A 26,019-nucleotide genomic window follows, 5' to 3' on the forward strand; every position below is an offset into this window, starting at 1 on the left:
CCCCAGTCCGACCTTCGGCCACGTGTCGTCGGCGTCTCTACGATTCCAGACGTTCGGCAAAGTGACAGGCAGCGAAACGGCCGGCTCCCACCTCCCGCAGCAGGGGATCGTCGCGCTGGCACACATCTTCGGCGTACGCACAGCGCGGATGGAACCGGCACCCGGACGGCGGATGCGCGGCGTCCGGCACGTCGCCTACCACCACCGGGGCCGCTCGCCGGGCCTCGGCTTCAGGATCGGGCACGGGCACCGCGTCCTGCAGCGCACGCGTATAGGGATGCAGCGGCGAATCGGAAACCTGCCGCCAGGTGCCAAGTTCGACGATCCTGCCGAGATGCATCACCGCGATCCGGTCGCTGATGTGCCGGACCATCCCAAGGTCGTGGGAGATGAACAGATAGGTGAGTCCGAGCTCGCCCTGTAGCCGGGCAAGCAGGTTCATCACCTCGGCGCGCACGGACACATCCAGGGCGGACACCGGTTCGTCGAGCACCAGCACCTCTGGCGAGACGACCAGCGCGCGGGCGATGCCGACCCGCTGCCGTTGGCCGCCGGAAAGCTGGTGGGGATAACGTCTCGCGACCGATCCGGACAGTCCCACCAGCGAGAGAAGCTCGTCCACCCGCGCCCGCCGTGCCGCATCGTCGCGGCCGAGGCCGTGCACCTGGAGCACCTCGGCGAGCGTGCGTTCGACGGTGAGGCGCGGATTCAAGGCGGAGTACGGATCCTGGAAGAGGAGCTGGATCCGCCGCCGCACCGACCGCAGCCGTGCACCGCGCGCCCGCGTGATGTCCTCGCCGTCCAGCAGGATCCGGCCTGACGTCGGATCGTCCAGACGGACCACCATCGTGGCGGTCGTCGACTTTCCGCACCCCGATTCTCCCACTACGCCTAGCGTTTCGCCGCGTCTCACGGAGAACGAAACGCCGTCGACGGCACGCACCACACCACCGCCGCGCCCGCGGTAGTGCTTGACCAGCGACTCGACGGTGAGCATCACACCCACCGGTCCCGCGGAACCCAGCAGGCCGCCAGGTTCGTACCGCGTTGCTCCAGCACCGGTTCTTCTCGTACGCACTGATCGATCCGCTGCGGGCACCGGGGATGAAACGCACAACCGGCCGGCAGTGCCGCGATGTCCGGTGGAGCGCCCCCGACCTGGGGGAGCGGCGGGCGTTCGTCCCCGCGCATCGGTGGCAGCGACCGCAACAACCCGGTGGTGTACGGATGCTGTGGCGTGCGGAACAACGCCCGGCTCGGACCTGACTCGACCAGCCGCCCGGCGTACATCACCAGTACCCGGCGGGCGATCCGTGCGACGACACCGAGGTCGTGGGTGATCCAGATGACGGCGAGGCCGGTCCGCCTGGCGAGGGAGTCGACGAGCGTGAGGATCTGTTGCTGGATGGTGACGTCGAGCGCGGTCGTCGGTTCGTCGGCGATGAGCACGCGCGGGCGCAGGGCCACTGCCATCGCGATCATCACGCGTTGCCGCTGCCCGCCGGAGAGCTGGTGCGGATAGGACCGTGCGAGGCGTTCCGGATCGGGCAGGCTGACCTCGGCGAGGGTGTCGAGAGTACGTCGGCGAGCCGCTGACCCCCTTGTCCCGTGGGCTTCGAGGCCTTCGACGACCTGGTCACCGACCCGCATCAGCGGGTTGAGCGACGTCATCGGGTCCTGGTAGATCATGGCGATGTCAGCACCGCGGGACGCCCGCCGCGCCCGTGCGTCGAGGCCGAGCAGGTCGCGGCCGCCCAGCCGGACCGACCCGCAGGTGACCCGCGCGCCGTCGGGAAGCAGGCCCATGAGGGCCAACGCGGTGAACGACTTGCCGCTTCCGCTCTCCCCGACGAGCGCCACCGTCTCGCCTGCCCGGACGTCGAACGACACGCCCCGCACGATCGGCACCTCCCGGCCGGCACCCGACGACACTGATGCCCGCAGGTCGCGGACGGCCAGCACCGCCTCGCCGTCAGCGTCCGCAGCAGCTCCCACCGCGTCCGTCGTACCCTCCACACCGCCGGCCGTCATCTGCTCTGTTCCTTCGGGTCGAGTGCGGAACGCAGGCCGTCACCGAGCAGGTTCAACGCCAGCACGGCCACCACGATGGCCGCGGCGGGGAAGGCGAGCACCCACCATGCCGAGGTGACCAACGTCCGGGACTCGCTCACCATCGCGCCGAGCGACGGATCGGGCGGTTGCGTACCGAGACCCAGGAAGGACAACGCCGACTCGGTCATGATCGCCCACGAGAGCGCGAGCGCGACCTGGACGACGATCGGCGCACTGACGTTCGGCAGCACGTGCCGGAACACGATCCGCCCGGTCGAGAAACCGAGGACACGTCCCGCGCGTACGAAGTCGGCCTCGCGCACCGCCAGGGTCGGGCCTCGCGCCACCCGGACGAAGATCGGCAGGAAGACGACGGCGACAGCGATCGCGGTGTTGAACCAGCCCCGTCCCAGCGCCGCGATGACGGCGAGCGCGAGAAGCGTGGCAGGGAAGGCGAAAAGCACATCGCTGACGCGACCGGCCACCTGGTCCCACACGCCGCCTGCATAGCCGGACGCCACCCCCGCAACCGATCCGAGCAGCCCGGCCAGCCCGACCGACAACACGGCGACCCGCAGCGACGAGCCGATACCGGCGAAGACCCGCGAGGCGATGTCGCGGCCGAACTGGTCGGTGCCGAACCAGTACGCGGGCGATGGACCGGTGAGGCGGTCCACCGGGTGCTGGGCGATCGGGTCGTACGGCGTCACCCGCAGCGCCGCCGCCAGCGCCACGACCAGCAAGAGGCCCGTCACCACCAGCCCGATCCGGCCGTTGCGGTCCAGCCAGACCTGTCGCAGGAACGCCGTCATGCGAGCAACCTGGTCATGGTCATGGGCAAGCGCATGAGCATGGGCATGGTCATGCGAGTCGCGTCCTCGGGTCGAGCAGCCGGTAGACGAGATCGACGAGCAGGTTCACGAGCACGAAGGCGACCGCGATCAGCAGCGTCGTACTCTGCACGACAGCATGGTCCTGTTGCACAATCCCGGTCAGCAGCAACCGGCCGAGCCCTGGCAGCGCGAAGATCTGCTCGATGATGACCGTGCCGCCCAGCAGGTAGCCGAACTGGATGCCGACGATCGTCACGATCGGGATCGACGCGTTGTGCAGCACGTGCCGCAGCCGCACCCGCTGCGCGGACAGCCCCTTTCCGTGTGCCGTACGTACGAAGTCGGCGCGGGCCACCTCGAGAAACGCCGATCTGGTCGTCCGCATGACATTGGCGACCAGTCCCACCGACAACACCGACGCGGGGTAGATCATCTGACTGAGGTTGCCGGCGACCGACTCGGTGAGGGGTACGTAGATGCCGGGGTCGGGAAAGTACGCGAACCACGCCGCGAGCAACCCGACCAGCACCGACGCGAGAACGAACTCCGGCAGAGCGAGCCCCAGCAGCCCGAACGCCTGCACGCCGACGTCCCGCGCCCGCCCGGGCCTACTCGCCGCCAGCATCCCGAGCGCCACCCCGATCGGCGTGGAGATGAGCGTCGCCAACACCGCCAGCTCCACGGTCACCGGCATGGCGGCGGCGATCAGCCCGGCCACCGACCGGCCGGAGTCGATCGATACGCCGAGGTTTCCAGTGACCACGCTTCCCAACCAGCTGGCGAACTGCGCGGGTAGCGGCTGGTCGAGCCCGTAGTAACGCTCCAGGGCGGCTCGCTGGGCGTCGTCGAGGACGCCGGACTCCGTGCCGAGCTTGGCGATGATGGCGTCACCAGGCAGTGCGCGCAGGACGAGGAACACCACCACGGCGACGCCGACCATCGTCAGCGCCGCGCCGGCCAACCGGCCACCGAGGTACCGCAGTGTCACCAGGCGCCAGCCATCTCAGATCCCCGCCATCTCAGGTCCCCGCCATCTCAGGGTTTCCGCCACCTCAGAACTCTCAGCCACGTCAGCTGCCGCCGACCCGGGTCTGCGTGAGGTACTCGAGGGAGTCCGTCGGCAGGGCCTTGAACCCCTTCACGTCCTTGCCCACGAGGTAGTAGCTCTGGTCGCTCGCGATCCACACCCAGGGCGAGAGCCGGAGCATTTCCTGCTGCAGTTCACCGAACAGCAGCTCCCGCTCGGCCGGGTCGGTGGTCGCGTTGGCGTCGCGGAGCAGTTGGTCGAGCTGTTCGTCCGCCAGACCGGCCGGCCCCGCGAGGCTGCCGTTCTTCTCGAAGTACCGGCCGTACATGAGATACGGATCCGTGCTCCCGCCGTTCTTCGCGACCGCCGCGTCGTAGTCCGCAGCCAGCCACGCCTTGACGTAGACGCTGCTCTGCTGTTGCTGGAGTTTCAGGCGTACGCCGATCTTCGCGAGTTGCGCCTGCACCGACTGTGCGATGGTGCTCGCGGTCGCGTAGTTGCCGACCATGACGATCGTGTCGAGCGTGAACCCGTCGGGATGTCCCGCCTTCTCCAGCAGGGATCTCGCCGCGTCGAGGTCAGGTGGGTCACACGGAAGCCCTTGCAGGGCGTCGAACTCGTACGCCGGAGACGTGATCGGCCCGGTGGCTTCGCCGGTGCCGAAGTACGCGGTGTCGATCACCTCGTCGCGGTCGAGCGCACACGCGATCGCCTGCCGGGCGGCCAGGTTTCGCAGCGGGCCGCGCCGGCCGTTGAGCTGCAGGACGTGATAGGCCAACGTGTCGGTACTGAGGAGTTGCACCTTCTCCTCGTCGACCTGTTTGGCGACGCTGGGATCGGAGACGAGGCCGAGGTCGAGGCTGCCGGCCACCATCCCGGACAGGATCGACGACTCGTCCGGGATCACCCGCAACTCCACGGTTGGCAGTGTGGGCGCGCCATCCCAGTAGTCACGGTTCGCGGTGAGTGTGACTTTCTGGCCCTGCTCCCATTCGGTCCAGCGGTACGCACCCGTGCCGTTGACCGCACGCTGTACCTTGCCGGCTTCGATGTCCTGCTGGTCGAGCATCGACGTGCCGACGTAGGTGAGCACGTTGAGCAGGGCCGTGTCGGGTCGGCGCAGGGTGAGCACCAGCGTCTGGTCGTCCGGTGTCTCGATGGTGTCGACGTTGCCGAAGTACGACGCGACGACCGAGCCGGTCTCCTCGTCGAGGATGCGTTCGAGCGTGGCCTTGGCGTCCGCGGCGGTGAAGGTCTCGCCGTTGTGGAATTCCACGCCGTTGCGCAGCGTCAGGGTGACGGTCCTCCCGTCGTCGCCGACGGTCCACTCGGTCGCGAGGCCTGGTTCCAGCTCGCCGTCGTCGTCGGTCTCGAGCAACGTGTCGTAGACGAGGTCGAGGGTCTGCACGGTGGGAAACGCCGTGGCCCGGGCGGGATCGACAAGGTCGATGTCGGCCGTCCGCGCGACGATGAACGGTCCGTCGTCCTTGCCGGGAGCGCCGCCACCCCCGCCACCGTCGCCGGTCATACCGCTGCCGGCGGGGCTGCAGGCCGCGGCTGCCAGGCTGGTCGCCAGCATGAGCGCGAGTCCGGCGACCGTTGCCCGGCGTGACGTCGTACGCACGACTTGCCTCCCGTTGTGACGACCTGCGGTCAAGTGCGGTTCGAGCGACGACGTTAACGCTTTACGGCTTCCGCTGTGAATAGGCAGCTTCTTTCCCGCCAGGTGCGTGCCGGCCCTGCGGTCGGGTGACCTGTGCGGTTGGATGAGGGGCCCCTTCCTCCCACAGGTCCGGGTGAAGGGCACCCTCGTCCAACGAAAGGTGCGTGCCTGATGACCGAGCTGCGGCCGGTGGTCGCGCCCGTTCCGCTGACCGGCGACGAGGTGGCGGACGCAGTGTCGCGATGCCTGCGTACGACGGTCGACGGTGTGACGACGCTGGCCGGCTACGTCGGCAACCAGGACTTCATGGTCCGGACGCCGGCTGGCGACTACGTGCTCAAGGCGGGTGACGCGACCAGCCTCCACGCGGAGGCATGGGCCTGCGAAACGGTTCGCGCGGCCGGAGTATCGGCTCCCGAGGTCGTCGCGCTCGAGTTGGACCGCGCCACGCTGCCCGAACCGTTCGTGCTCATGCGCCGACTGTCCGGTGCCGGCGTCGGCGAAGGCCACGGCGCCCTTGTCGAAGCGGGTCGCCAGCTCCGCGTGCTGCACGCCCTGCACGCCGACGGGTTCGGTTTCCTGCACGACGCGCCCGGCGACCTTCCGACACCTCGCGGTCCGTACGCCACCTGGGCGGAGTTCACGAACGAACCGTTCGACTGTCTGAACGAACTGGTCGCCCACGAGGTGCTCACTCCCGGCCTGGCCAGTCGCCTGCGGATCGGGCTTGACGGTCATCGCGAGACCGTCGCGTACGACGGGCCGGCCGTCCTCCTGCACGGCGACCTGCATCCACGGCACGTGTTCGCCGACGGGGACGAGTTCACCGGCATCATCGACTGGGGCGACGTCGCCGCCGGCGATCCGGTGTTCGACCTCAGCCGCTTCTCGCGGGCCGATCCCGCGTCACTGGCATTCCTGCTCGACGGTTACGGCCTGGACCCGGATTCCGACCTGTCCCTCCGGCTGGCGGTCTACCGGATGATCTGGACGACCATCGTCCTGCGCGACGAGCTGCGCGCCGGGGGCGACTGGTTCGCCGTGCACCGCGAAGCCATCGAAGCCGACCTCGACCGCCTTGGCGTTCCCACGGTGTGACCGGCGACCCCGCGGTCTTGTTGGCCTGGCGCGATCACCTGCCGCCCGGCAGGCTGGCGGCATGACGTCGTACCCGATGACGGAAGGCAAGCACCGCTCGGACTCCCTGGTCCCGCTCCCCGCCGGGCCGTTCCCCGCAGACCCACCCCGGGCGGCCGTCCTGTGTTATCCCCGTTGGTTGTTGCGCGAGGTGCTCGACTCCGAGCCGACCAGCACCTATCCGTGGGCGTACCGGGGTGATGTCCACCGGCTCGACGCCACCGATGGCCAGGTGGCACTTGTGGGCGGGATCGGTGTCGGTGCGCCCGCGGCGGCCATGCTGGTCGAGGAGCTCGGTGCCCACGGCGTACGCCAGTTCATCGTGATCGGCATGGCCGGCGGCCTCCAGAACGACCAGGAGCCGTGCGGTTTCGTCGTCGCCGACCGCGCCCTCCGCGACGAGGGCCTGTCGCACCACTACCTGCCGCCCGCCCGCTTCTGCACTCCGTCCACCGAGCTGGCGGCGCGGCTCACCCGCGAGCTCCAGACGAACGCTGGAACGACGTCGGTGCGGGTCGGTACGACCTGGACGACAGACGCTCCCTATCGGGAGACGGCCGAAGAAGTGCGGCGCTACCAGACCGAGGGCGTTCTCACCGTCGAGATGGAGGCGGCTGCGGTGTTCGCGGTGGCCGAGGTCCGAGGGTACGACGCCGCCGCCGGTTTCGTGGTGAGTGACCTGCTGACGGAGCGGGGATGGGCCGGCCACTTCAAGACCCAGCGCCTCCGGCCGAACCTGCGCGCCCTCCTTGTCGCCGCCAGGGACGCCCTCACGCCGAGTTCCTGACCGGTCACGGCCGGAAGTCCTCAACCTTCCGAACCCGGACCAACCGGCGCAATACCGTGGTCCCGGCCGGGACGACGAGCGTCGGAGGGGGCGGCACGATGGCGAGGAACAACAGCTGGGGAGCCGAGGCGGTACGCGGGCGGCGGGCGGGGATCGAACGACGCGCACTGCTCGCCGCCGGCCTGGGTGGACTGGGGATGTACGCGGCCGGGTTCACCCATGCGAAGGCCTCGGCGGCACCACTCGCCTCGACGGAGTACCCGTTCACCCTCGGCGTCGCGTCCGGCGATCCGCAGCCCTCGGGTGTGGTGCTCTGGACGCGCCTCGCACCGGAACCGCTCGCTCTCGACGGCCGGGGCGGCATGGCCGACCGACGGGTGAGTGTCCGCTGGGAGATGGCGCATGACGAACGCTTCCGGACGGTCATCCGGGGAGGCGAGGCGCCAGCCGTTCCCGAGCTGGGCCACAGCGTCCATGTGGAGGTCAACGGCCTCAAACCCGGGCGCGAGTACTTCTACCGTTTTCGTACGGGCAAGTTCGAGAGCCCGGTCGGCCGGACCCGCACCCCTCCCGCCACGAGCGCCGACCTGAGCGAGCTCCGCTTCGGTGTCGCCTCCTGCCAGGTGTGGTGGGGCGGCTTCTACACCGCGTACCGGCACATGGCCGAAGACGACCTCGACGTGGTGTTCCACCTGGGCGACTACATCTACGAGAACACCATCCCGGCGGACGGCCTGCATCGCAAGACCGCGCTGCCAACGGAGATCCGGAACGAACCGCTCTCGCTCGCCGACTACCGCAACCGGCACGCGTTGTTCCACAGCGATCCCGACCTGCAGGCCGCACACGCGGCGGCGCCGTTCGTCCACACCTGGGACGACCACGAGGTGGACGACAACTGGGCTGGCGACATCTCGCGCGACATCGGCCAGGACCCGGCGGAGTTTCGCGTACGACGGGCCGCGGCCGCGCAGGCCTACTACGAGAACCTGCCGCTGCGCCTTCCCCAGAAGCCAAGCGGTCCTGACATCCAGCTCTACCGGACCCTCACCTACGGCCGCCTCGCGACCTTCCACGTTCTCGACGGCCGGATGTTCCGCGATGACCAGGCCTGCGGAGACGGCACGAAAGTCGACTGCGCCGAACGCCTCGACCCGGCGCGCACGATGCTCGGCTTCGACCAGGAAAGCTGGCTCTACGACGGACTCGCCCATGCCGGTGCGACGTGGAACGTGCTCGCCAACCAGGTACCCATCACCCAGTGCGACCTCGACACCGCCGAACCGATGCCGCTGTTCATGGACGCGTGGGACGGCTACAAACCGGCGCGGGACCGGCTCTTCCAGGCGTTCACCGAAAGGAGTGTCGCCAACCCGGTGGTGGTCAGCGGCGACCGGCACCGGCACATGGTGTCGGATCTGAAGGCGAACTTCGACGATCCCGACTCGCCCACGGTCGCCGTCGAGTTCACGGGGACGTCGGTCACCTCCGGCCAGGACGGTGCGGACCTCGACGAGCACGACCGGACAGTGCTGGCCGCGAACCCGCACGTGAAGTTCATGAACAGCCAGCGCGGCTACATTCGCATGACCGTCACCCCGGAGCGCTGCCAGTCCGACCATCTGGTGACGCCGTACGTCTCCACCCCTGGCGCGCCGATCAGCACCCGTGCCACGTTCGTCACCGAGGCCGGCAGTCCAGGTCTCCAGCTCGACACCCAGTCCCGGACCTGACGAGGGGTGGCCGGCCGGGACAAGCCGCACCACGAGAGAGGAACTGAGCAGGATGTCCCGGGACCTTCGGATCCGGCGCGTGACCGTCCGGACCTACGCATGGACGATGCCCGATCTCGGCGTCGACTACAACGGCTTCAACAACGTCTACCAACGGGGAAGCACCACGCGGCACGCGGGCCACGTCCTCACGATCGAGACCGACGCCGGCATCACCGGAGAGTATGCCGGCGGGAGCGGAATCGCCTACGCGCAGGTCGGCATGGTCGCGCCGTACCTCATCGGCAAGGACGCCTTGACACGCGAGCTGATCTGGAACGACCTGAAACGCGCCCTGCGCAAGCAGGACCGGTTCGGCATCGGGCCGATCGACATCGCACTCTGGGACATCGCCGGCAAGGCCTACGACGCGCCGATCTACGAGCTACTCGGCGGCTTCCGGACCAAGCTGCCCGCTTACGCCTCCACCTACCACGGTGACGAGAACGGCGGACTGTCGACACCCGAGGCGTTCGCCGACTTCGCCGTGCAGTGCCGCGACATGGGCTATCCGGCGTTCAAGATCCACGGCTGGGGCAACGGGCCGATCGCGCGCGAGGTGGCCGCGGTCCTCGCGACCCGTGAGGCGGTGGGCGACGGAATGGACCTGATGATCGACCCGGCCTGCGAGTACGAAACCTTCGCCGACGCGCTGAAGGTGGGCCGGGCGTGCGACGAGGCTAACTACTTCTGGTACGAGGACCCGTACAAGGACGGCGGTGTCTCGTCGTTCGCGCACCGCAAGCTCCGCCAGCTGATCCGCACGCCGCTGCTGCTGGGCGAGCATGTCCGCGGACTCGAACCGCACGTGGACCAGATCGTCGCGGACGGCACCGACTTCGTACGCGCCGACGCCGACTACGACGGCGGCATCACCGGCGTCATGAAGCTGGCCCACGCCGCGGAGGGATTCGGCCTCGACTGCGAGATCCACGCACCCGGCGCGGCTCACCGGCACTGCATGGCGGCCATCCGGAACACCAACTACTACGAGCTCGGCCTGGTCGCGCCCGGCCTCGACGCGAAACGCAACCATTGCCAGGTGTACGCCGACGGCTACGCAGACGACCTGGACTCCGTCGACGGCGAGGGTTGTGTTCCGGTGCCGACCGGACCCGGCCTGGGCGTCACGCTCAACTGGGACTGGATTCGCGCGCACGAGACCGGAGTTGTCGTGCACGAATGAGGTCGAACGCCTTCCCCCGCGCCCGCCCCTGTGGACAAGCGAATCGCGCGTTGCCTGGCATGCCCTAAGGTGTCGTCCCTGTTTGTCGACAAGGAGGACTACGTGAACGGAACCGATCCGGGCGCCGGTATCAGTCCGGTCGTAATGATCATCTACCTGGCCATCCTGGTGTTGATGATCGCCTCGATGTGGAAGGTCTACTCCAAGGCGGGACAGTACGGCTGGGCCGCGATCATCCCCATCTACAACATCTATGTGTTGCTGAAGATCGCCGGACGGCCAGGCTGGTGGACGATTCTGTACTTCGTCCCACTGGTCAACATCGTCATCTCGATCATCGTCTCGCTTGATGTGGCGAAGTCGTTCGGCAAGAGCGGCGTCTTCGGCTTCTTCGGACTGTGGCTCTTCGGCATCATCGGCTTCCCGATGCTCGCTTTCGGCAGCGCGCAGTACCAGGGCCCACAGGTCGCTGGCGCTGGCGCTCACGCCACCGCCTGAACCACCGGCTCTCACCGTGGCCCCGGACCGCACCTGGTTCCGGGGCCACACTCATGCTCGGAGCTCCGTTCACTGATCAACCCTGACGACGCGCCACGCCCCGGGCGGTCCTAGGGTTGTCGCCACAGGGGTGGGAGTTCTCAGGGGTGGGACGAGTGGGGCAGGATGAGTGAGGACGACCGGCTGATCGCCGGCCGGTATCGCCTGGGCGTACGCATCGGCAGTGGCGGGATGGGTGTCGTCTGGCAGGCGTACGACGAACGACTCGGACGCACGGTCGCGGTCAAGCGACTGCTGCTGCCGGCCTACCTGGCCGGAGCCGAGGCCGAGGAGGCGAAGCAGCGCGCGAGGCGCGAGAGTCGCATCGCGGCGCGGATCCAGCATCCGAACGTCATCGCCATCTACGACGTCGTCGAGGACGAGGGGCACACGTGTCTCGTGATGGAGTACCTCCCCTCGAAGAGCCTGTCGGAGGTCGTCGAGGAACGCGGACCTCTTCCGCCGGTTGAGGTGGCGCAGATCGGTGTCCAGGCCGCGAGCGCGCTCGCCGCCGCGCACGCGGTCGGGGTGGTCCACCGCGACGTCAAGCCGGGCAACGTGTTGCTGGGCGACGGTGATGCTCGCACGGTCAAGATTGTCGACTTCGGGATCGCACGGGCGGCCGGCGACGTCACCATCACCATGACCGGGCTGATCTCCGGCACTCCCGCGTTCCTGTCGCCGGAGGTCGCCAAGGGGGAGAACGCGACGTCCGCGTCCGACGTCTTCTCGCTGGGCGCGACGTTGTACGCCGCGATCGAGGGCGCGCCGCCGTTCGGTCGGCACGACAACGCCATCGCGCTGCTGCATCGGGTCGCGTCCGGGCAGATCAACCCGCCACGGCAGGCCGGCGTGATGACACCTGTGCTGTTGCGGATGCTCAATCCGAACCCGGCTGGGCGCCCGAGCATGACCGAAGCCAGCCGGGTGCTGGAGGCCCTCGCATCGAGGGGCGGGGGCACTGCCCGTGACCACACGACACTTCTGCCGCCGGTTCTGCCCGTCCGCTCGTCTCCCGGCCCAACGCCCGCCCCTCCGCCGGCCGGACAGTCCGTCCCTGCTGGCGAGTCCGTGCCTGCTGGCGAGTCGGCGTCGGCAGGCGATTCGGCCTCGGCACGCGAGTCGACCCCGGTACGCGAGTCGGTCGAGGAGCCGCCCACGCAGGAGGTCGCACCGGCCGACTCCTCACCGGCCGACTCCTCACCGGCCAGCGACGTGCCACCACAGGAGGCCCCCTTCGCGCAGGTGATCTCGGTCGAGTGGGGCGAGGCGTCCACGCAGGAGGGACCGGACACGCCCGCGCCACCGGGCGACAGGATCGCGCCGGTGCACGTCGGACCCACCGGCCCGCCGACCTCCCGGCGGACGCGGGCCGCAGTCTGGGTCGGCGCCCTGGCGTGCGTACTCGCTCTCGCCGGCCTCGCCGCAGCGTTCGCGCTGCCCACGTTGTTGGGCATCGGTGACCCGACCGGCGCGCCGACCGGCAGGGCCGATCAGGGGGAGAAGTCCGAGGGTGCGACACCTGACCCGCGGGCTCGCCGGAGCGAACCGCAGCGGACACCTGACCGCTCTCCCAGCCCCGACACCTCGCCGTCGACCACAGCGAACAACGACCAGAAAGCCAACAAGCCCAGTCGTAGCGCCAGGGAAACGCTCCTCGCCTACTACCGGTTGATGCCGGACCACCCGAACACCGCCTACACCTGGCTGAGCTCGCGCTACCGGCAGGCGACCTCCGGCAGTTATGCCAACTACCGGTCGTGGTGGTCCCAGTTCCGGTCCGTGGAGGCGTCGGTGCTCTCGGCCAGTGGCGGCAACCCGGCCACCGTGGTCGCGCGGGTGGACTACACCGGGCGCGACGGCCGGCAGTTCAACGAGGTGCACCGCTACACGCTGGTACGCGACGGACGCCGGTGGCTCATCGACGCATCCACCGTGGTCCGCGGGTAGAAGCCGGCGGCTCCGTGGCTGGCGAACCACGTGCCGACCTGGCGATCGACGTACGCTCCGGGAAAGTCGCGATGGGAGGAGGCGTCATGCGAGCATTCACTGTCTCGCCCGAACAGACCCGCTCCGCCGGTGACCCGCGGCAGATCGCGATCATCCTGCCTGGTGGTGGCTACACCCCTGCCGGACCGCTGCTGCACTTCGCGCGGGCGGTGCTCGTTCGCCCCGGGTGGACGGTGCAGGAGCTCTGGTGGGACACGCAGGCCTGGCCCGGCGCGTGGGTGGAGCGGGCAGATCACGTGTGCGACTACGCCACCTGGGCTCTCGACCAGGAAGACGCCGAGCGCGCCCTCCGGCAGGTGGTCGCGGCGATGGACGCGTTTGTCGCCCGGGGGATTGGATAGCGTAGGACGATGCCCGATCACGACGACGCCGGATCGCGTCCGCACGTGGGTCCCGTACCTCCCCTCGACCAGGATCGGCTTGTGCTGGGGAAGGTCGTCGACGACGGAGAGTCCAGCGCCGCCGAGATCGGTTACTACGAAGCGTTCTCGGATCCGCTCGTACGAAAGCTGGACGAGATTCGGCAGCGTCGGGCCGGGCAGTATCTTCGCCGGATGAGGCGACGGCACCGGCCCCAGTCGCACGGCCGTCGAGACCGCTGATCCGGCACCCTCGTGGCGTTCACTGCCGGTGGGATCCCGCTCCGTCGAGAAACACGCTGACGGCTGAAGCGCTGGCCCGCTCGACCCCGAACTGCTCCCGGATCACGAGTTGGAGCGCCTTTTCCAACAGCCCGGTGTACATCGCGAAGAGAACGTCTGCCGGAAGGTCATCGCGAAGGCTGCCGTCGTCGATGCCTCGGCGGAGCAGGTCACGCACGGGCTGGTTGATCCGGCGATCGAACTCGGCCGCGTCTTCGACATGCTTCTTCCCGGCCTGCGCGAGGACGGCGTACTTGCTCCCCGCCGCGACGACTCCCCTTGTCAGGCGGGCGATTCCCTCCTGCACCGGGGTGGTGTCGAGTTCGGCGTCGGCGATCCGCTCGCGCAGTTCCTCGACACCCGCCTCCGCCAATCCCTGCAGGAGTGCGTGTCTGGTGGGGAAGTAGCGGTAGAGGGTGGCCCGCCCCACGCCCGCGGCCCGCGCGATCTCGGCCATGGGGACCGCCTCGCCGCGCTCAGCGAACGCCACCGCCGCCGACTCGAGGATTCCGGCGGCGACGTGATCATGCAGGGCGCGACCTTTCTTCACCATCCCCGGATGTTATCGCGACGTCTCGATTCTTGACATCGATGCCTGTGATTGAGACAGTGATGTCTCATACGGGGTGCTCACGAACCGCGAAGACGACCAGGGACGTGACTATGGACAAGCGACGGTTGGGTACGACGCAGCTCGAGATCACGCCCATCGGGCTCGGCTGCATGCAGTTCGCGGGCTCGGGCCTCGTCGAGGGGTTCTATCCAGTCCTCGCCGAGACGGCCGTCCATGCGGTCGTCCGGGCCGCACTCGATGCGGGGATTTCCTGGTTCGACACGGCCGAGATGTACGGCAGGGGCCGGTCGGAACGCTCACTCACGACCGCCTTGCGCGGGTGCGGCATCGAACCCGGCGAGGTCGTGATCGCCACCAAGTGGGCACCGCTGGCGCGCACAGCGTCGAGCATCACCCGCACGGTCGACGCCAGGTTGGCATCGTTGCAGGGCTTCCCGATCGACCTGCACCAGATCCACATGCCGTACGGAAGTGTGTCCTCCCTGTCCAGGCAGGTGCACGCCATGGCGAAGCTCGCGCAGGAGAGAAAGGTCTCGGCGGTCGGGGTGAGCAACTTCTCCGCCCGGCAGATGGAGAAGGCCAGTCGACTGCTGCGGTCGTACGGAATGACGCTCGCCGCCAACCAGGTGCAGATCAACCTGCTGCACCGCGATGTCGAACGCAACGGCGTGCTGGAGACCGCTCGCCGGCTCGGCGTGTCGCTGATCGCGTACGCACCACTGCGAATGGGCATCCTCACCGGCATGTTCCACGACGATCCGGCCAGGGCGCGGTCGCTTCCCGTCATGCGCCGGATGGCGGTCGGACACGGCAACCGCAAGCTCGCCCGCACGGCTCCCCTCATCGAGGAGCTCCGCGCGATCGGGAAGGCGCACGGGGCCTCGGTCGGACAGGTGGCACTCAGCTGGCTGACCACCTTCTACGGCGACACCGTAGTGGCGATCCCGGGCGCCTCGAAGCCCCATCACGCCACGGAGAGTGCAGGTGCGATGGACATCCGGCTCACCCCTACCGAGCTCGAACGCCTCGACGAGGTGTCCCGTCGCTGCGGTGGATGACCGCCCCCATCTGCCGAGGCGAGAGGCCCAGGCGGGATCATCGGGGAGCGAGGGCGGCACCGCCGGCACCCGCGCCCGCTTCCATCACCTCCGCGTCGACGTCGACGAGTGCCTGCGAGAACTGCGCGTTGTAGAGCCGGGAGTACGCACCCTCGGCCGTGAGCAGTTCGGCATGCGTGCCCTGCTCGACGATCTGGCCGTGCTCCATCACGAGGATGAGGTCGGCGTCGCGGATCGTGGACAGCCGGTGCGCGATGACGAAGCTCGTACGGTCCGAACGCAACGCCGCCATGGCGTGCTGCACCAGCACCTCCGTGCGGGTGTCGACCGAGCTCGTCGCCTCGTCGAGGATGAGCAGCGACGGATCGGCGAGGAACGCCCGCGCGATCGTGATCAGCTGCTTCTCGCCCGCGCTGACGTTGCTGCCTTCCTCGTCGATCACGGTGTCGTAGCCGTCGGGCAGGCTGTGCACGAACCGGTCCACGAACGTCGCCCTTGCGGCGGCGAGGATCTCCTCCTCACTCGCCCCCGGGCGGCCGTAGGCGATGTTGTCGCGGATCGTGCCGTTGAACAACCAGGTGTCCTGCAGCACCATCCCGATCTCGCCGCGCAGTTCGCTGCGCCGCATCGCGGTGATGTCGACGCCGTCGAGGGTGATCCGGCCGCCGTCGAGCTCGTAGAACCGCATGATCAGGTTGACCAGCGTCGTCTTGCCGGCTCCGGTCGGCCCGACGATCGCGACCGTGTGACCTGGCTCCGCCACCAGGGAGAGGTCGTCGATCAACGGGTTGTCGGGTGCGTACCGGAAGGAGATCCGGTCGAACTCCACGCGGCCCCGGCGCACGGTGTCGCGTGCCGGCTCGGCCGGGTCCGGAGTCTGGTCGTCGGCGTCGAGCAGGTCGAACACCCGCTCTGCCGAGGCGACGCCGGACTGCATGACGTTGGCCATCGACGCGACCTGCGTGAGCGGCTGGGTGAACTGCCGGGAGTACTGGATGAACGCCTGCACGTCGCCGAGCGTCATCGCGCCCGACGCGACCCGCAGGCCGCCGACCACCGCGACCACCACGTAGGTGAGGTTCCCGATGAACATCATCGTCGGCATGATGATCCCGGAGATGAACTGCGCGCCGAAGCTCGCCTTGAACAGCTCCTCGTTCTTGGCGGCGAACGTGGCCCGCACCTCACGGTGGCGGCCGAACACCTTCACCAGTTCGTGCCCCGTGAACGCCTCCTCGATCTGGGCGTTCAGTGTCCCCGTGTGCGTCCACTGCGCGATGAACTGTTTCTGGGAACGCTTCCCGATCTGCTGGGTGACGAGGACTGACAGCGGCACCGCCACCAGCGCGATCACGGCCAGCAGCGGTGAGACGACGAACATCATGACCAGGACGCCGATGACCGTCAGCAGCGAGGTGAGCAGCTGGCTCAACGTCTGTTGCAGGCTCTGGGAGATGTTGTCGATGTCGTTGGTCACCCGGCTCAGCAGCTCACCGCGTGGTTGCTTGTCGAAGTACGGAAGGGGCAGCCGGTTGAGCTTGTCCTCGACGTCGGCGCGCAACGCCAGCATCGCGTTCTGCACGACGCCGGCCAACAGGTGACCCTGCAACCAGGCAAGCAGGCTCGCGGCAGCGAAGAGCCCCATCGCCAGCAGCAACACCGCTGCCAACCGGTCGAAGGCGATGCCGGCGCCGGGCACCACATTCATGCCCGAGAGCAGGTTCGCGAACTCGTCGTTCCCGCTCGCGCGTGCGGCCTGCTCAGCCTGCTCCTGGGTGACTCCGGCCGGAAGCTGCTTGCCGATGACGCCCTCGAAGATGATGTCGGTCGCGTGACCGAGGATCTTGGGTCCGATGACGTTGAACGCCACACTCACCAGGGCGAGGGCCATCACGGCCGCCAGCTGAAGCCGTTGCGGGCGGAGCCGCCCGAGCAGCCGCTTGGCCGACGGTACGAAGTTCATCGACTTCTCGGCCGGCATCCCCGCCGCCATCCAGGGCGGCCCACCCGACCGGGCCCGCTGGCCTGCTTCCGGCAGACGGCCGGGAACCGTCTTGCTTCCGTTCTCACTCACGCTTTCACCCTGGGGTCGTGTGGTGGCCGACTCGTGCTCGTTGCGCTCGCTCATGCGGTGCCCCCTTTGCATGACCGCTGCGGTGCCTCACTCCGGCACACCTCGTTCCTCGGCGTCCCTGCGTGGAGGCTCCTCGCGCTCATGCGGTGCCCCCTTTGCATGACCGCTGCGGTGCCTCACTCGGGCACACCTCGTACCTCGGCGTCCCTCCGTGGGGGCTCCTCGCGCTCATGCGGCCTCCTCAGCGGTGAGCTGGGACTCCACGATCTCTGCGTACGTCTGGCAGGAGTCGAGGAGCTCGGCGTGCCGGCCGACGCCGACGATCGCCCCGTCGTCGAGCACGACGATCTGGTCGGCCTCGAGGATCGTCGACACCCGCTGCGCCACGATGACGACGGCGGCGTCCGCGGTGACCGGGCGCAGGGCGGCGCGCAGGCGCGCGTCCGTGCCGAGGTCGAGTGCCGAGAACGAGTCGTCGAACAGGTAGATCTCCGGCCGCCGGACCAGCGCCCGGGCGATGGCGAGGCGCTGCCGCTGTCCGCCGGAGACGTTCGTACCCCCTTGTGCGATGGGGGATTCGAGGCCGTCCGGCATCGCCTCGACGAAATCGCGGGCCTGCGCGATCTCGAGAAACGCCCAGAGTTCGTCGTCGGTGGCGTCAGGATTGCCGTAGCGGAGATTGCTGGCGACCGTGCCGGTGAACAGGTACGGCTTCTGCGGCACCAACCCGATCCGGCTCCACAGCAGGTCCTCGTCGAGTTCGCGCACGTCGACGCCGTCCACCAGCACCGCACCGCCCGTGACGTCGAACAGCCGCGGCACCAGCGACAGCAACGTCGTCTTGCCGGCGCCGGTGCTGCCGATGATGGCGGTCGTCGTGCCGGCAGATACGCGGAACGAGACGTCGCGCAGCACCGGCTCCTCCGCACCTGGGTACTGGAACTGCACGTTGCGCAGCTCCAACTCGCCGCGGGTGCGTACGTCCGTGACCGGAGTCGCCGGCGGGACGACGGAGGAGTCGGTGTCGAGCACCTCGGCGATCCGCTCGGCGCACACGGCCGCGCGCGGAACCATCATCATCATGAACGTCGCCATCATCACCGACATGAGAATCTGGACCAGGTAGTTGAGGAACGCGGTGAGAGCGCCGATCTGGATCTCACCGGCGTCGACCCGAAGGGCGCCGAACCACAGCACCGCGACGCTCGACGCGTTGAACACCAGCATGACAATGGGAAAGATCATCGCCATCAGCCGGCCGACCCGCAGCGCGGTATCTGTCAACTCGGCGTTGGCAGTGCCGAAGCGCTGTGTCTCATGAGGTTCACGGACGAACGCACGGACCACGCGGATGCCGGTGATCTGCTCGCGCAACACCCGGTTGACAGCATCGATCCGGGTCTGCATGTCGCGGAACGCCGGGGCCATCCGGCGCAGGATCAGGCCGGTGGCGACGACGAGCGTCGGGACGCTCACCAGCATCAGCCACGACAGGCCGATGTCCTCGCGCAGTGCCATGATCACGCCACCGACGCACATGATCGGCGCCATGACGAGCATCGTGCAGGTCATGACGACGAACATCTGCACCTGTTGCACGTCGTTGGTGTTGCGCGTGATGAGTGACGGGGCACCGAAATGCGCGACCTCACGGGCGGAGAACGTCCCGACCCGCTCGAAGACCGCGGCACGCACGTCCCGGCCGAAGCTCATCGCCGTGCGGGCACCGAAGTAGACCGCGGCGATCGAGCAGGCGATCTGCACCAGTGTGACGAGAAGCATCCAGCCGCCCGTCCGGACGATGTAGCCGGTGTCGCCCGTGGCGATGCCGTCGTCGATGATGTCGGCGTTCAGGCTCGGCAGGTAGAGCGAGGCCATGGTCCCGACGAGTTGCAGGAGTACGACCGCCGCCAGCGATCGGGCGTACGGTCGTAGGAAGGTACTAAGCAGGCGGATCAACATCGATGTTCTCCGGGTGGGTGGTGACGGCGTACGCCGTCCAGGAGGACAGCGGCGATCTCCTCGGGAGTGAGCAGATCGCCGTCGGTGATCATGAAGTGCGACCCGGAGAACGTCACCAGCCGCACGAGTCGTGCCGCATGGTGCAGTGAACACCGGAGTTCGTCCCGGTCGGGTTCAAGGACGCGGGCGATCGCCTCGTGGATCAACTCGTTGGTGGGGCGGACCTTCGCGCGGTGCGCCTCCACGTCGTCGGGAGGATGGTGCATTCCGACGGCGGTGATCAGGCCGATGATCTGGATCAGCCGTCGTTGCAGGATGCCGGTCAGCTGGGTCATGCGTTCGGACAGCGGCAGGTCAAGGTCGATGCGGCCGATCTCGTCGAGGAGGGGAGCCGTGTCGAGCGCGACCGTCAGCGCCGCCTGGATGAGGGCGGCCTTGTCGGGGAAGACGCGGAAGATGGTTCCCTCGGCGATGCCAGCCGCCTCGGCGATCTGCCGAGTGGTGACGTTGGACCCGTGCGTCGCCACCAGCGGAATGGTGGCGTCGATCAGTGCCGCGCGGCGATCCTCCGGTGACATCGGCCGGGCGCGTCCCGGGTGCTGCCGGCGGGGCGCCTCGCCGCGTGGGGCGACCTCGGGTGCAGCGGGTCGCGCCGGTGGGGTGGTCGGCGGCGATGCGGAAGATCCCGCGGGCGGAGTCGCCGATGACCTGGGCGGTCTCTGCTGCGAGGGGCGCGGCGGTGGCTGGCCGGCCGGCGACGGTTGTGCGAAGGACACGCGCAGACGCTAACTGAGTGAGCGGCTCACTCACAACGGATTGTCGAAGGCTTTGCCGGCCCTTGGCGAAAGCGGCTGCACGTGTGCTTTCGAGTCGTCGCGGGTCACCTGCTTGCTGCCGACCACTGCGTCCCGGTAATCTTCGCGCACCGCAGTGTAGGACTCCGTTCGATAATGTCGAACGACCACGGGGCGTTCGAACGATCAGGCCGCCGGTGTCCTGCGCTGCGCACCACTGTGTGGTCCGGGTCTCGCGCGACGGGGCCGTTAGGGCGACTGGGGGCGTCCGAACGAGGTGTCGAGCGACTGTCGTTCCAGGCATGAAGGGGATCGAAGGAGCTGAGGCCCGTGCCGTCTGAGGAGCCTGGAACTGTCGCCGGCGAGATCGCCATGGCGTTGCGCCGGACGTCCATCCAGGCCATCGACCGGAGCGTCGCGATGCTCGAGGTCATCGCCAAGGCGGGCCCCGGCGGCATCGCGCTGAAGACGCTGAGCGGCCTCCTCGGGCTGCACGCGTCCACGGCCCGGACCCTCCTCGCCTCCCTGGTCACCCATGGGCTGCTCCGCCAGGACGAGGGCACCCGCCACTACTTCCTCGGCGCGCGGTTCTTCGAGCTCAACCGGATCTACCTCGCCCAGACCGATCTTTCCTCCGCGGCGTCGCCGATCCTTCGCGACCTGTGGGAACGTACGAACGAGACGGTCCATCTCGCGATCCTCAAGGACACCCAGCGCGTCGACATCTCCGTACTTGTCAGCCGGCAGCTGCTCAACATCAACCCCACGACCGCACGGTTCACCGACGAGGTGGCCGTTCCGCTCTACCGCACCGCCGCGGGGAAGGTCCTCTTCGCCGGCGTCAGCGACGAGCACCGGGAGCGGATGCTCGAGAGCGCTCCCTGGCAGGACGACGGTCGCCCACCGCGCACCCGAGCGGAACTGGCCGCACTCGTCGCCGACGTACGCACCCGCGGTTATGCCACCAACATCGAGGAGGACGTCCCCGGGGTGTGCGGGGTGGCTGCGCCCGTCCGTGACCACACCGGCGAGACCGTCGCCGCGGTCTGCATCGGCTATCCCACCGTCCGCCACACGCCCGCCCACGACGAATCCCTGCGTACGGCCGTCGTGAGAGCCGCGGGCGAACTGTCAGCCCTGCTCGGCGCCCCGCGCCCGGCAGCTGCGGTGGACGCCATATGAGGGATGCCTACGACGTCATCGTCGTCGGCGGCGGCCCGGCCGGGTGTCCCGCCGCGATCCACGCCGCCCTTGCCGGCGCCCGCACCCTGCTCGTCGAGAAGAATGGTGCCCTCGGTGGCACGACCACGGTCGCCGCGGTGGCCCTCCCCGGGCTGTTCCATGCCTGGGGGCGCCAGATCATCGCCGGCGTGGGTTGGGACATGGTGCGGCGGTCGGTGGAGATCGCCGGCCGCGACCTCCCCGACTTCTCGCGTTGGGAGCTTCCGCATTTCAAGCTACAGGTTCCGGTGACTCCGGCGATCTATGCCGCCGTCATCGACGAGACCGTCGCCGGTGCAGGAGTCGAGTTGCTGCTGCACACGATGATCGGGGAGGTCACCTGGTGCGGTACGCACTGGGACGTCACGCTGTGCACCAAGGAGGGGTTGGTGCACACGCGGGCGGCACGCCTCGTCGACTGCACCGGCGACGCCGACGTCGTCGCTCTCGCCGGACTCCGCCGCCTGACCAATCCCCACCGTCAGCCCGGCACGTTGATCATCCGGTTGGGTGGCTACGACCGCGACGACCTGGACTATGCCGCGCTGGCTCGTGCGTACGACGAGGCGGTGGCCGAAGGCTCGCTCCTGCCCGAGGACATGGCATCCAACCCGATCCAGAAGTTTCTCCGCAAGGGCGGTGAGAACGCGATCCACGTCACCGGCGTGGGCGCCGGCACCAGTGCCGCCAAGACCGCCGCCGAACTCGCCGGCCGCCGCGCGATGATGCGGATCTTCACGTTCCTCAAACGTCAACCTGGCCTGGCCGGTCTACGAGTCGATGCGTGGGCGATCGAGACGGGCGTGCGGGAGACGTACACGATCGACGGGCTCGACCGGATCACCGAAGCCGACTACTTCACCGGCCGGCGCTGGCCCGAGGCGGTGTCCTACAGCTTCTATCCGATCGACGTCCACCGCCCCGACGGTGACGGCATCGACATCCGCCCACTGCCGGTCGGGACGTTCCCCACGATCCCGCGCGGTGCGATGATTCCGCGCGACCACGGCTACATCGCGGTCGCCGGCCGGCCGGTCTGCGGTGACCAGGCCGCCAACTCCGCCTACCGCGTGCAGGCGTCGTGCATGGGCATGGGGCAGGCGGTCGGAACGATGGCGGCGCTGTCGGCGAAGACGGGCGTACGCATGCAGGACGTGCCCATCGAGGCCATCCACGACGGACTTCGGCGTGCGGGCGCCGTCGTGCCGGGGGATCCCGGCACACCAGGGACACCGCAGGACAGCGTCACCTCGACCCACGTGTGAGGACGAAGGGATATCCATGAGCAGCAATGACGCTGTAGTGGCTGGCGGCTTCGCCCGAGCCCGTTCCGCCGGGCGCGGCCGGACCTCGAGCGCCGCCGCCAGGTTCGGCGCCCTGGCGCTGGGATTCGCGATCGCCCTCGCCGGCTGTGGCTTCGTCAACACCGACGACGGTGGTGGTGGTGGCGAGGGCGGGCCGGGCAAGGGCGCAGGTGGTGCCAAGGTGACCGCCTACGTCAACACCGAGCAGAACACCGGTCTGGCGAAACTCATCGCGGCGTACGAAAGATCCTCCGGGACCACCGTCGACATCTCCTCGGCCGAGACCTCCGAGCTGAACGAACAGCTCAGGATCCAGCTCACGTCCGGAACGGCCGCCGATCTCATCCGGGTCTCGCCGGGATACAGCAGCCCGGTCGCGGCCGGTGTGCTCGGCACTGCGGAACTCGCCGACCTGTCCGATGCCTCCTGGGTGGACGCGATTCCCGACGACACCGCCGCGCTCGCGACCGTCGACGGCAAGACGCTCGCCTTCCCGGTGAGCCGCAACGCCATCATCATGGCGTACAACAAGAAGGTCTTCGCCGACGCCGACGTCGAGGTGCCGACCACCTGGAGCGAACTGCTCGCGGCCTGCGACAAGCTCGAGGCGGCCGGTGTGACGCCCATCTCCACACCGCTGCAGGACGGCATCTACCTGCAGTTCTGGATGTACGCCCTCGCCGCCACCCTCGTCTACGCGGAGAACCCCGACCTCGATGAGCAGATGGCGGCCGGGAACGTCGACTTCGTCGACAACAAGCCGTGGAACGACGTGTACGCGAAGTTCCTGTCCCTGCGCGACGCGGGCTACGTCAGCGAAGGGTCGCTGGGCATTCCGTTCGACCAGGGCATGCAGTCGGTGGCGACGGGTGAGTCCGCCATGATCCTCATGGTGTCGGGCGGTCTGCCGCAGCTCTACGGCTACGCCGAGAACGGCGCGGAGGACTTCGAGGTCTTCGCTCTGCCCGCGACCGACAACGCGGCCGACACCCATCTCCCGCTCGCGCCTGACTTCATGGCGGTCAACGCCGCAGCGGACAACGTGGACGCGGCGAAGGACTTTCTGGAGTTCCTCGCCAAGCCCGAAAACGTCGAGGCCTACGCCACCACCCTGGGCGTGCTCCCCGGCCTCGACGTCGAGGTCGACCTCGGGGAGACCGCGCTGCAACCGGTCCTGCCACTGTTCGACGAGGGTCGGACCGCGCCGTTCGCCAACTACCTCTGGCCGAACGGCGACACCCAACAGACGCTGTTGCAGTCCGGGCAGGAACTCTTCGACGGCAAGATCACCACCAAGGAGCTGCTCACCCAGATGGACGCGGACTACGACAAGGGGACACCGTGACCGCGCCGCCGGGGAATGACCGGACGAACCGGCGAGGGCCTGGATTCGTCGTCCTCACCCCATGAGCGTGGAGCTCGACCGCGCGACTGGGAGTCCGCCCGAGAAGCCACGGCCGGCCACTCCCGATCGGTCGCACCGGGGACGGCGTCGAGGCGAGGTTCCGTACCGCTTCGTCGTTCCGGCGTTGGCGATCTACGCGCTGGTCGTGCTCTATCCCACGGCATCCGGGAGCGTCTACGCCTTCACCGACTGGGCGGGTCGGCGTGGCGCCCCGGATGTCGTCGGCTTCGCCAACTTCGCCGAACTGCTCGCGACCAGGCAGGCCGTGGGCGCACTGACGAACACCCTGGTCATCGCGGCGGCGACGACCGTCGTCCAGACGCTCATCGGTCTGGCGCTCGCCCTCGTCCTGCACTTGGCGCTCGTGAGCCGCAACGTCCTGCGTACGTTGTTCTTCGCGCCCGCGCTGCTGCCGCCGGTCATCATCGGCTTCCTGTGGCAGTACATCCTCACGCCGGGCGGCCCACTCAACGGCGCCCTTCGTTCGTTCGGACTGGACGGGCTCGCGCGGAACTGGCTTGGCGACTCCTCGCTCGCGTTGGGCAGCGTGATCGCCGTCGTCATCTGGCAGCACGCCGGGCTCACCATGGTCATCTATCTTGCTGGGCTGCAAGGTGTGCCGGTCGACCTGCTCGAGGCCGCGAACCTCGACGGTGCGTCCCGGTGGCAGCGACTGCGGCACATTACGCTCCCACTGCTCATCCCGGCGACCACCATCGCGATGTCGCTCACCCTGATCAGTGGCCTGAAGATGTTCGACCAGGTCTTCGTGATGACGAGCGGCGGGCCGGGGTACGCGACGGAAACGCTGTCCCTGCTGATGTACAAGGAAGCCTTCGTCTCCGGACGCTACGGCTACAGCACCGCGATCGCGCTTGTCCTCACGATGATCGTGTTCGCGTTCGCGATGCTCCAGCTCAAGGCGTTGCGGCGGTTCGAGGTGGACGCGTGAGCACGAGGAGCCCCCACGGAGGTACGCCGAGGAACGAGGCGTCCCGGAGTGAGGCACCGCAGTGGTCACGCGAAAGGGAAATGGCATGAACCCACGTCGGTTCACGTGGGGCCGGGTCGGGGCCGAGGTCGCGATGATCGCCGTCGCGCTGGCCTTCGTCTTTCCGTTCTACGTCTTTCTCACCGTCTCGTTGAAGAAGCCGCGCGAGGTGGCGGTGAACCCGCTGGGGCTGCCGCCGCGGCTCGACCTCACGAACTACACGACGGCCTGGGAACGTGGCGACCTCGGCCAGGCGTTCGTCAACAGCCTCACCGTCGCGGGACTGTCGGTCGCGTTGCTGGTGCTGTGCGGCTCGCTGGCGGCGTACTTCCTCGCCCGGCGGATGTCCCGGCTGAGCTACGGGCTCTACCTGCTGTTCCTGCTCGGGCTGATGGTGCCGCTGCAGCTCGGCATGGTGCCGTTGTACCAGTTCATGCGCGACGTCAACCTGTTGCGGACCTACACCTCGCTCATCCTCTTCGAGGTGGGTCACCAGCTTCCGCTGGTCGTCTTCCTGTACGCGAGCTTCACGCGGGCGCTGCCCCGGGAGTACGAAGAGGCGGCGGCGATCGACGGTGCAGGTCGAGGGGCGACATTCCGGCGGATCGTGTTCCCCCTGCTGCGACCCATCACCGGGACCGTGGTCATCCTGAGTTCGATCAACATCTGGAACGACTTCCTCACGCCGTTGCTCTATGTGGGTGGCAGCCCGCAGCAGACCCTGCCGGTGGCGATCTTCGCGTTCCGTGGGGAGTTCACGGCGCAGTGGGGAATCATCTTCGCCGGAATGGCGCTCGCGATCCTGCCCATCGTGGTCATCTACTTCCTGCTGCAGAAGCACATCATCAAGGGATTTGCGAGCGGCCTCAAAGGCTAGCGAGGGCGCGAGCCCCGGCGCCGACTCGACCGCCGGCCATGATCATGCGTGGGAAACGGCGGTTTCCGCGGGCGGAAAGCCCGGGTTTCCCGCGCATGATCATGGAACAGGTCT

The 26,019-nt window shown here is 68.4% G+C and carries 23 protein-coding genes; 14 read left to right on the forward strand and 9 right to left on the reverse strand.

The features are described 5' to 3' along the window. Positions 1–37: 37 nt before the first annotated feature. The 5 genes from ABNF93_RS28420 to ABNF93_RS28440 all read right to left on the reverse strand — a co-directional run bounded on the left by ABNF93_RS28420 (position 38) and on the right by ABNF93_RS28440 (position 5,536). Positions 38–997: an ABC transporter ATP-binding protein gene (locus tag ABNF93_RS28420; RefSeq protein ID WP_502877641.1), complete on the reverse strand. Its 960-nt coding sequence runs from the start codon at positions 995–997 to the stop codon at positions 38–40. Continuing rightward, complete coding sequence (locus ABNF93_RS28425) at positions 997–2,031, reverse strand: ABC transporter ATP-binding protein (RefSeq protein WP_349331284.1); 1,035 nt, start codon at positions 2,029–2,031, stop codon at positions 997–999. The genes ABNF93_RS28420 and ABNF93_RS28425 overlap by 1 nt, the downstream gene beginning before the upstream one ends. Further along, positions 2,028–2,864 carry an ABC transporter permease gene (locus tag ABNF93_RS28430; protein WP_349331285.1) on the reverse strand — a complete coding sequence of 279 codons (837 nt, stop codon included), beginning with the start codon at positions 2,862–2,864 and terminating at the stop codon, positions 2,028–2,030. The genes ABNF93_RS28425 and ABNF93_RS28430 overlap by 4 nt, the downstream gene beginning before the upstream one ends. Before the next feature lie 49 nt (positions 2,865–2,913). Beyond that, positions 2,914–3,873 (reverse strand): ABC transporter permease, encoded by a 960-nt coding sequence (locus ABNF93_RS28435; protein WP_349331286.1) that lies wholly within the window; start codon positions 3,871–3,873, stop codon positions 2,914–2,916. Positions 3,874–3,955: 82 nt separating this feature from the next. Further along, positions 3,956–5,536 (reverse strand): ABC transporter substrate-binding protein, encoded by a 1,581-nt coding sequence (locus ABNF93_RS28440; protein WP_349331287.1) that lies wholly within the window; start codon positions 5,534–5,536, stop codon positions 3,956–3,958. A gap of 210 nt (positions 5,537–5,746) precedes the next feature. On the opposite strand from ABNF93_RS28440, the gene ABNF93_RS28445 reads away from it, so the two are divergent. The 8 genes from ABNF93_RS28445 (at position 5,747) to ABNF93_RS28480 (ending at position 13,606) form a co-directional block, all read left to right on the forward strand. Continuing rightward, positions 5,747–6,673 (forward strand): phosphotransferase family protein, encoded by a 927-nt coding sequence (locus ABNF93_RS28445; RefSeq protein WP_349331288.1) that lies wholly within the window; start codon positions 5,747–5,749, stop codon positions 6,671–6,673. 61 nt (positions 6,674–6,734) lie between these two features. Further along, positions 6,735–7,499, forward strand: a complete 765-nt coding sequence (locus ABNF93_RS28450; protein WP_349331289.1) for a nucleoside phosphorylase — start codon at positions 6,735–6,737, stop codon at positions 7,497–7,499. A gap of 98 nt (positions 7,500–7,597) precedes the next feature. After that, positions 7,598–9,232 carry an alkaline phosphatase D family protein gene (locus ABNF93_RS28455; RefSeq protein ID WP_349331290.1) on the forward strand — a complete coding sequence of 545 codons (1,635 nt, stop codon included), beginning with the start codon at positions 7,598–7,600 and terminating at the stop codon, positions 9,230–9,232. Between the two features lie 79 nt (positions 9,233–9,311). After that, a complete protein-coding gene (locus ABNF93_RS28460) occupies positions 9,312–10,457 on the forward strand; it encodes an enolase C-terminal domain-like protein (RefSeq protein WP_349331291.1) in 1,146 nt (381 codons plus the stop codon). Between the two features lie 102 nt (positions 10,458–10,559). After that, positions 10,560–10,955 (forward strand): DUF5684 domain-containing protein, encoded by a 396-nt coding sequence (locus ABNF93_RS28465; protein WP_349331292.1) that lies wholly within the window; start codon positions 10,560–10,562, stop codon positions 10,953–10,955. A gap of 165 nt (positions 10,956–11,120) precedes the next feature. After that, positions 11,121–12,944 carry a serine/threonine-protein kinase gene (locus tag ABNF93_RS28470; protein WP_349331293.1) on the forward strand — a complete coding sequence of 608 codons (1,824 nt, stop codon included), beginning with the start codon at positions 11,121–11,123 and terminating at the stop codon, positions 12,942–12,944. Between the two features lie 86 nt (positions 12,945–13,030). Further along, positions 13,031–13,345 carry a hypothetical protein gene (locus ABNF93_RS28475; RefSeq protein WP_349331294.1) on the forward strand — a complete coding sequence of 105 codons (315 nt, stop codon included), beginning with the start codon at positions 13,031–13,033 and terminating at the stop codon, positions 13,343–13,345. Between the two features lie 9 nt (positions 13,346–13,354). Then, positions 13,355–13,606, forward strand: a complete 252-nt coding sequence (locus ABNF93_RS28480) for a hypothetical protein (protein WP_349331295.1) — start codon at positions 13,355–13,357, stop codon at positions 13,604–13,606. A gap of 19 nt (positions 13,607–13,625) precedes the next feature. Here the strand turns inward: ABNF93_RS28480 and ABNF93_RS28485 are convergent, their stop codons facing one another. Then, complete coding sequence (locus ABNF93_RS28485; protein WP_349331296.1) at positions 13,626–14,198, reverse strand: TetR/AcrR family transcriptional regulator; 573 nt, start codon at positions 14,196–14,198, stop codon at positions 13,626–13,628. Positions 14,199–14,308: 110 nt separating this feature from the next. On the opposite strand from ABNF93_RS28485, the gene ABNF93_RS28490 reads away from it, so the two are divergent. Further along, positions 14,309–15,277 carry an aldo/keto reductase gene (locus tag ABNF93_RS28490; RefSeq protein ID WP_349331298.1) on the forward strand — a complete coding sequence of 323 codons (969 nt, stop codon included), beginning with the start codon at positions 14,309–14,311 and terminating at the stop codon, positions 15,275–15,277. Positions 15,278–15,314: 37 nt separating this feature from the next. On the opposite strand, the gene ABNF93_RS28495 is transcribed toward ABNF93_RS28490, so the two are convergent. From ABNF93_RS28495 to ABNF93_RS28505, 3 genes are all read right to left on the reverse strand, one after another. Further along, positions 15,315–17,405 carry an ABC transporter ATP-binding protein gene (locus ABNF93_RS28495; RefSeq protein WP_502877639.1) on the reverse strand — a complete coding sequence of 697 codons (2,091 nt, stop codon included), beginning with the start codon at positions 17,403–17,405 and terminating at the stop codon, positions 15,315–15,317. 174 nt (positions 17,406–17,579) lie between these two features. Then, entirely contained in the window at positions 17,580–19,313 is a 1,734-nt protein-coding gene (locus tag ABNF93_RS28500) for an ABC transporter ATP-binding protein (protein WP_349331299.1), read from the reverse strand. Next, entirely contained in the window at positions 19,307–19,891 is a 585-nt protein-coding gene (locus tag ABNF93_RS28505; protein WP_349331300.1) for a TetR/AcrR family transcriptional regulator, read from the reverse strand. The genes ABNF93_RS28500 and ABNF93_RS28505 overlap by 7 nt, the downstream gene beginning before the upstream one ends. Positions 19,892–20,437: 546 nt before the next feature. Here ABNF93_RS28505 and ABNF93_RS28510 point away from each other — a divergent pair. The 5 genes from ABNF93_RS28510 to ABNF93_RS28530 all read left to right on the forward strand — a co-directional run bounded on the left by ABNF93_RS28510 (position 20,438) and on the right by ABNF93_RS28530 (position 25,905). Then, positions 20,438–21,289, forward strand: a complete 852-nt coding sequence (locus tag ABNF93_RS28510; protein WP_349331301.1) for an IclR family transcriptional regulator — start codon at positions 20,438–20,440, stop codon at positions 21,287–21,289. After that, positions 21,286–22,593: an FAD-dependent oxidoreductase gene (locus ABNF93_RS28515; protein WP_349331302.1), complete on the forward strand. Its 1,308-nt coding sequence runs from the start codon at positions 21,286–21,288 to the stop codon at positions 22,591–22,593. Before ABNF93_RS28510 ends, ABNF93_RS28515 begins: the two co-directional genes overlap by 4 nt. Positions 22,594–22,609: 16 nt before the next feature. Further along, positions 22,610–23,977 (forward strand): ABC transporter substrate-binding protein, encoded by a 1,368-nt coding sequence (locus ABNF93_RS28520; protein ID WP_349331303.1) that lies wholly within the window; start codon positions 22,610–22,612, stop codon positions 23,975–23,977. A 61-nt stretch (positions 23,978–24,038) separates the two neighbouring features. Then, positions 24,039–24,989, forward strand: coding sequence for a carbohydrate ABC transporter permease (locus tag ABNF93_RS28525; protein ID WP_349331304.1), 951 nt, complete (start codon positions 24,039–24,041; stop codon positions 24,987–24,989). A gap of 85 nt (positions 24,990–25,074) precedes the next feature. Continuing rightward, positions 25,075–25,905 (forward strand): carbohydrate ABC transporter permease, encoded by an 831-nt coding sequence (locus tag ABNF93_RS28530; RefSeq protein ID WP_349331305.1) that lies wholly within the window; start codon positions 25,075–25,077, stop codon positions 25,903–25,905. Positions 25,906–26,019 lie beyond the last annotated feature (114 nt).

This window comes from Actinopolymorpha sp. B9G3, assembly GCF_040120725.1.
Lineage (GTDB): Bacteria > Actinomycetota > Actinomycetes > Propionibacteriales > Actinopolymorphaceae > Thermasporomyces.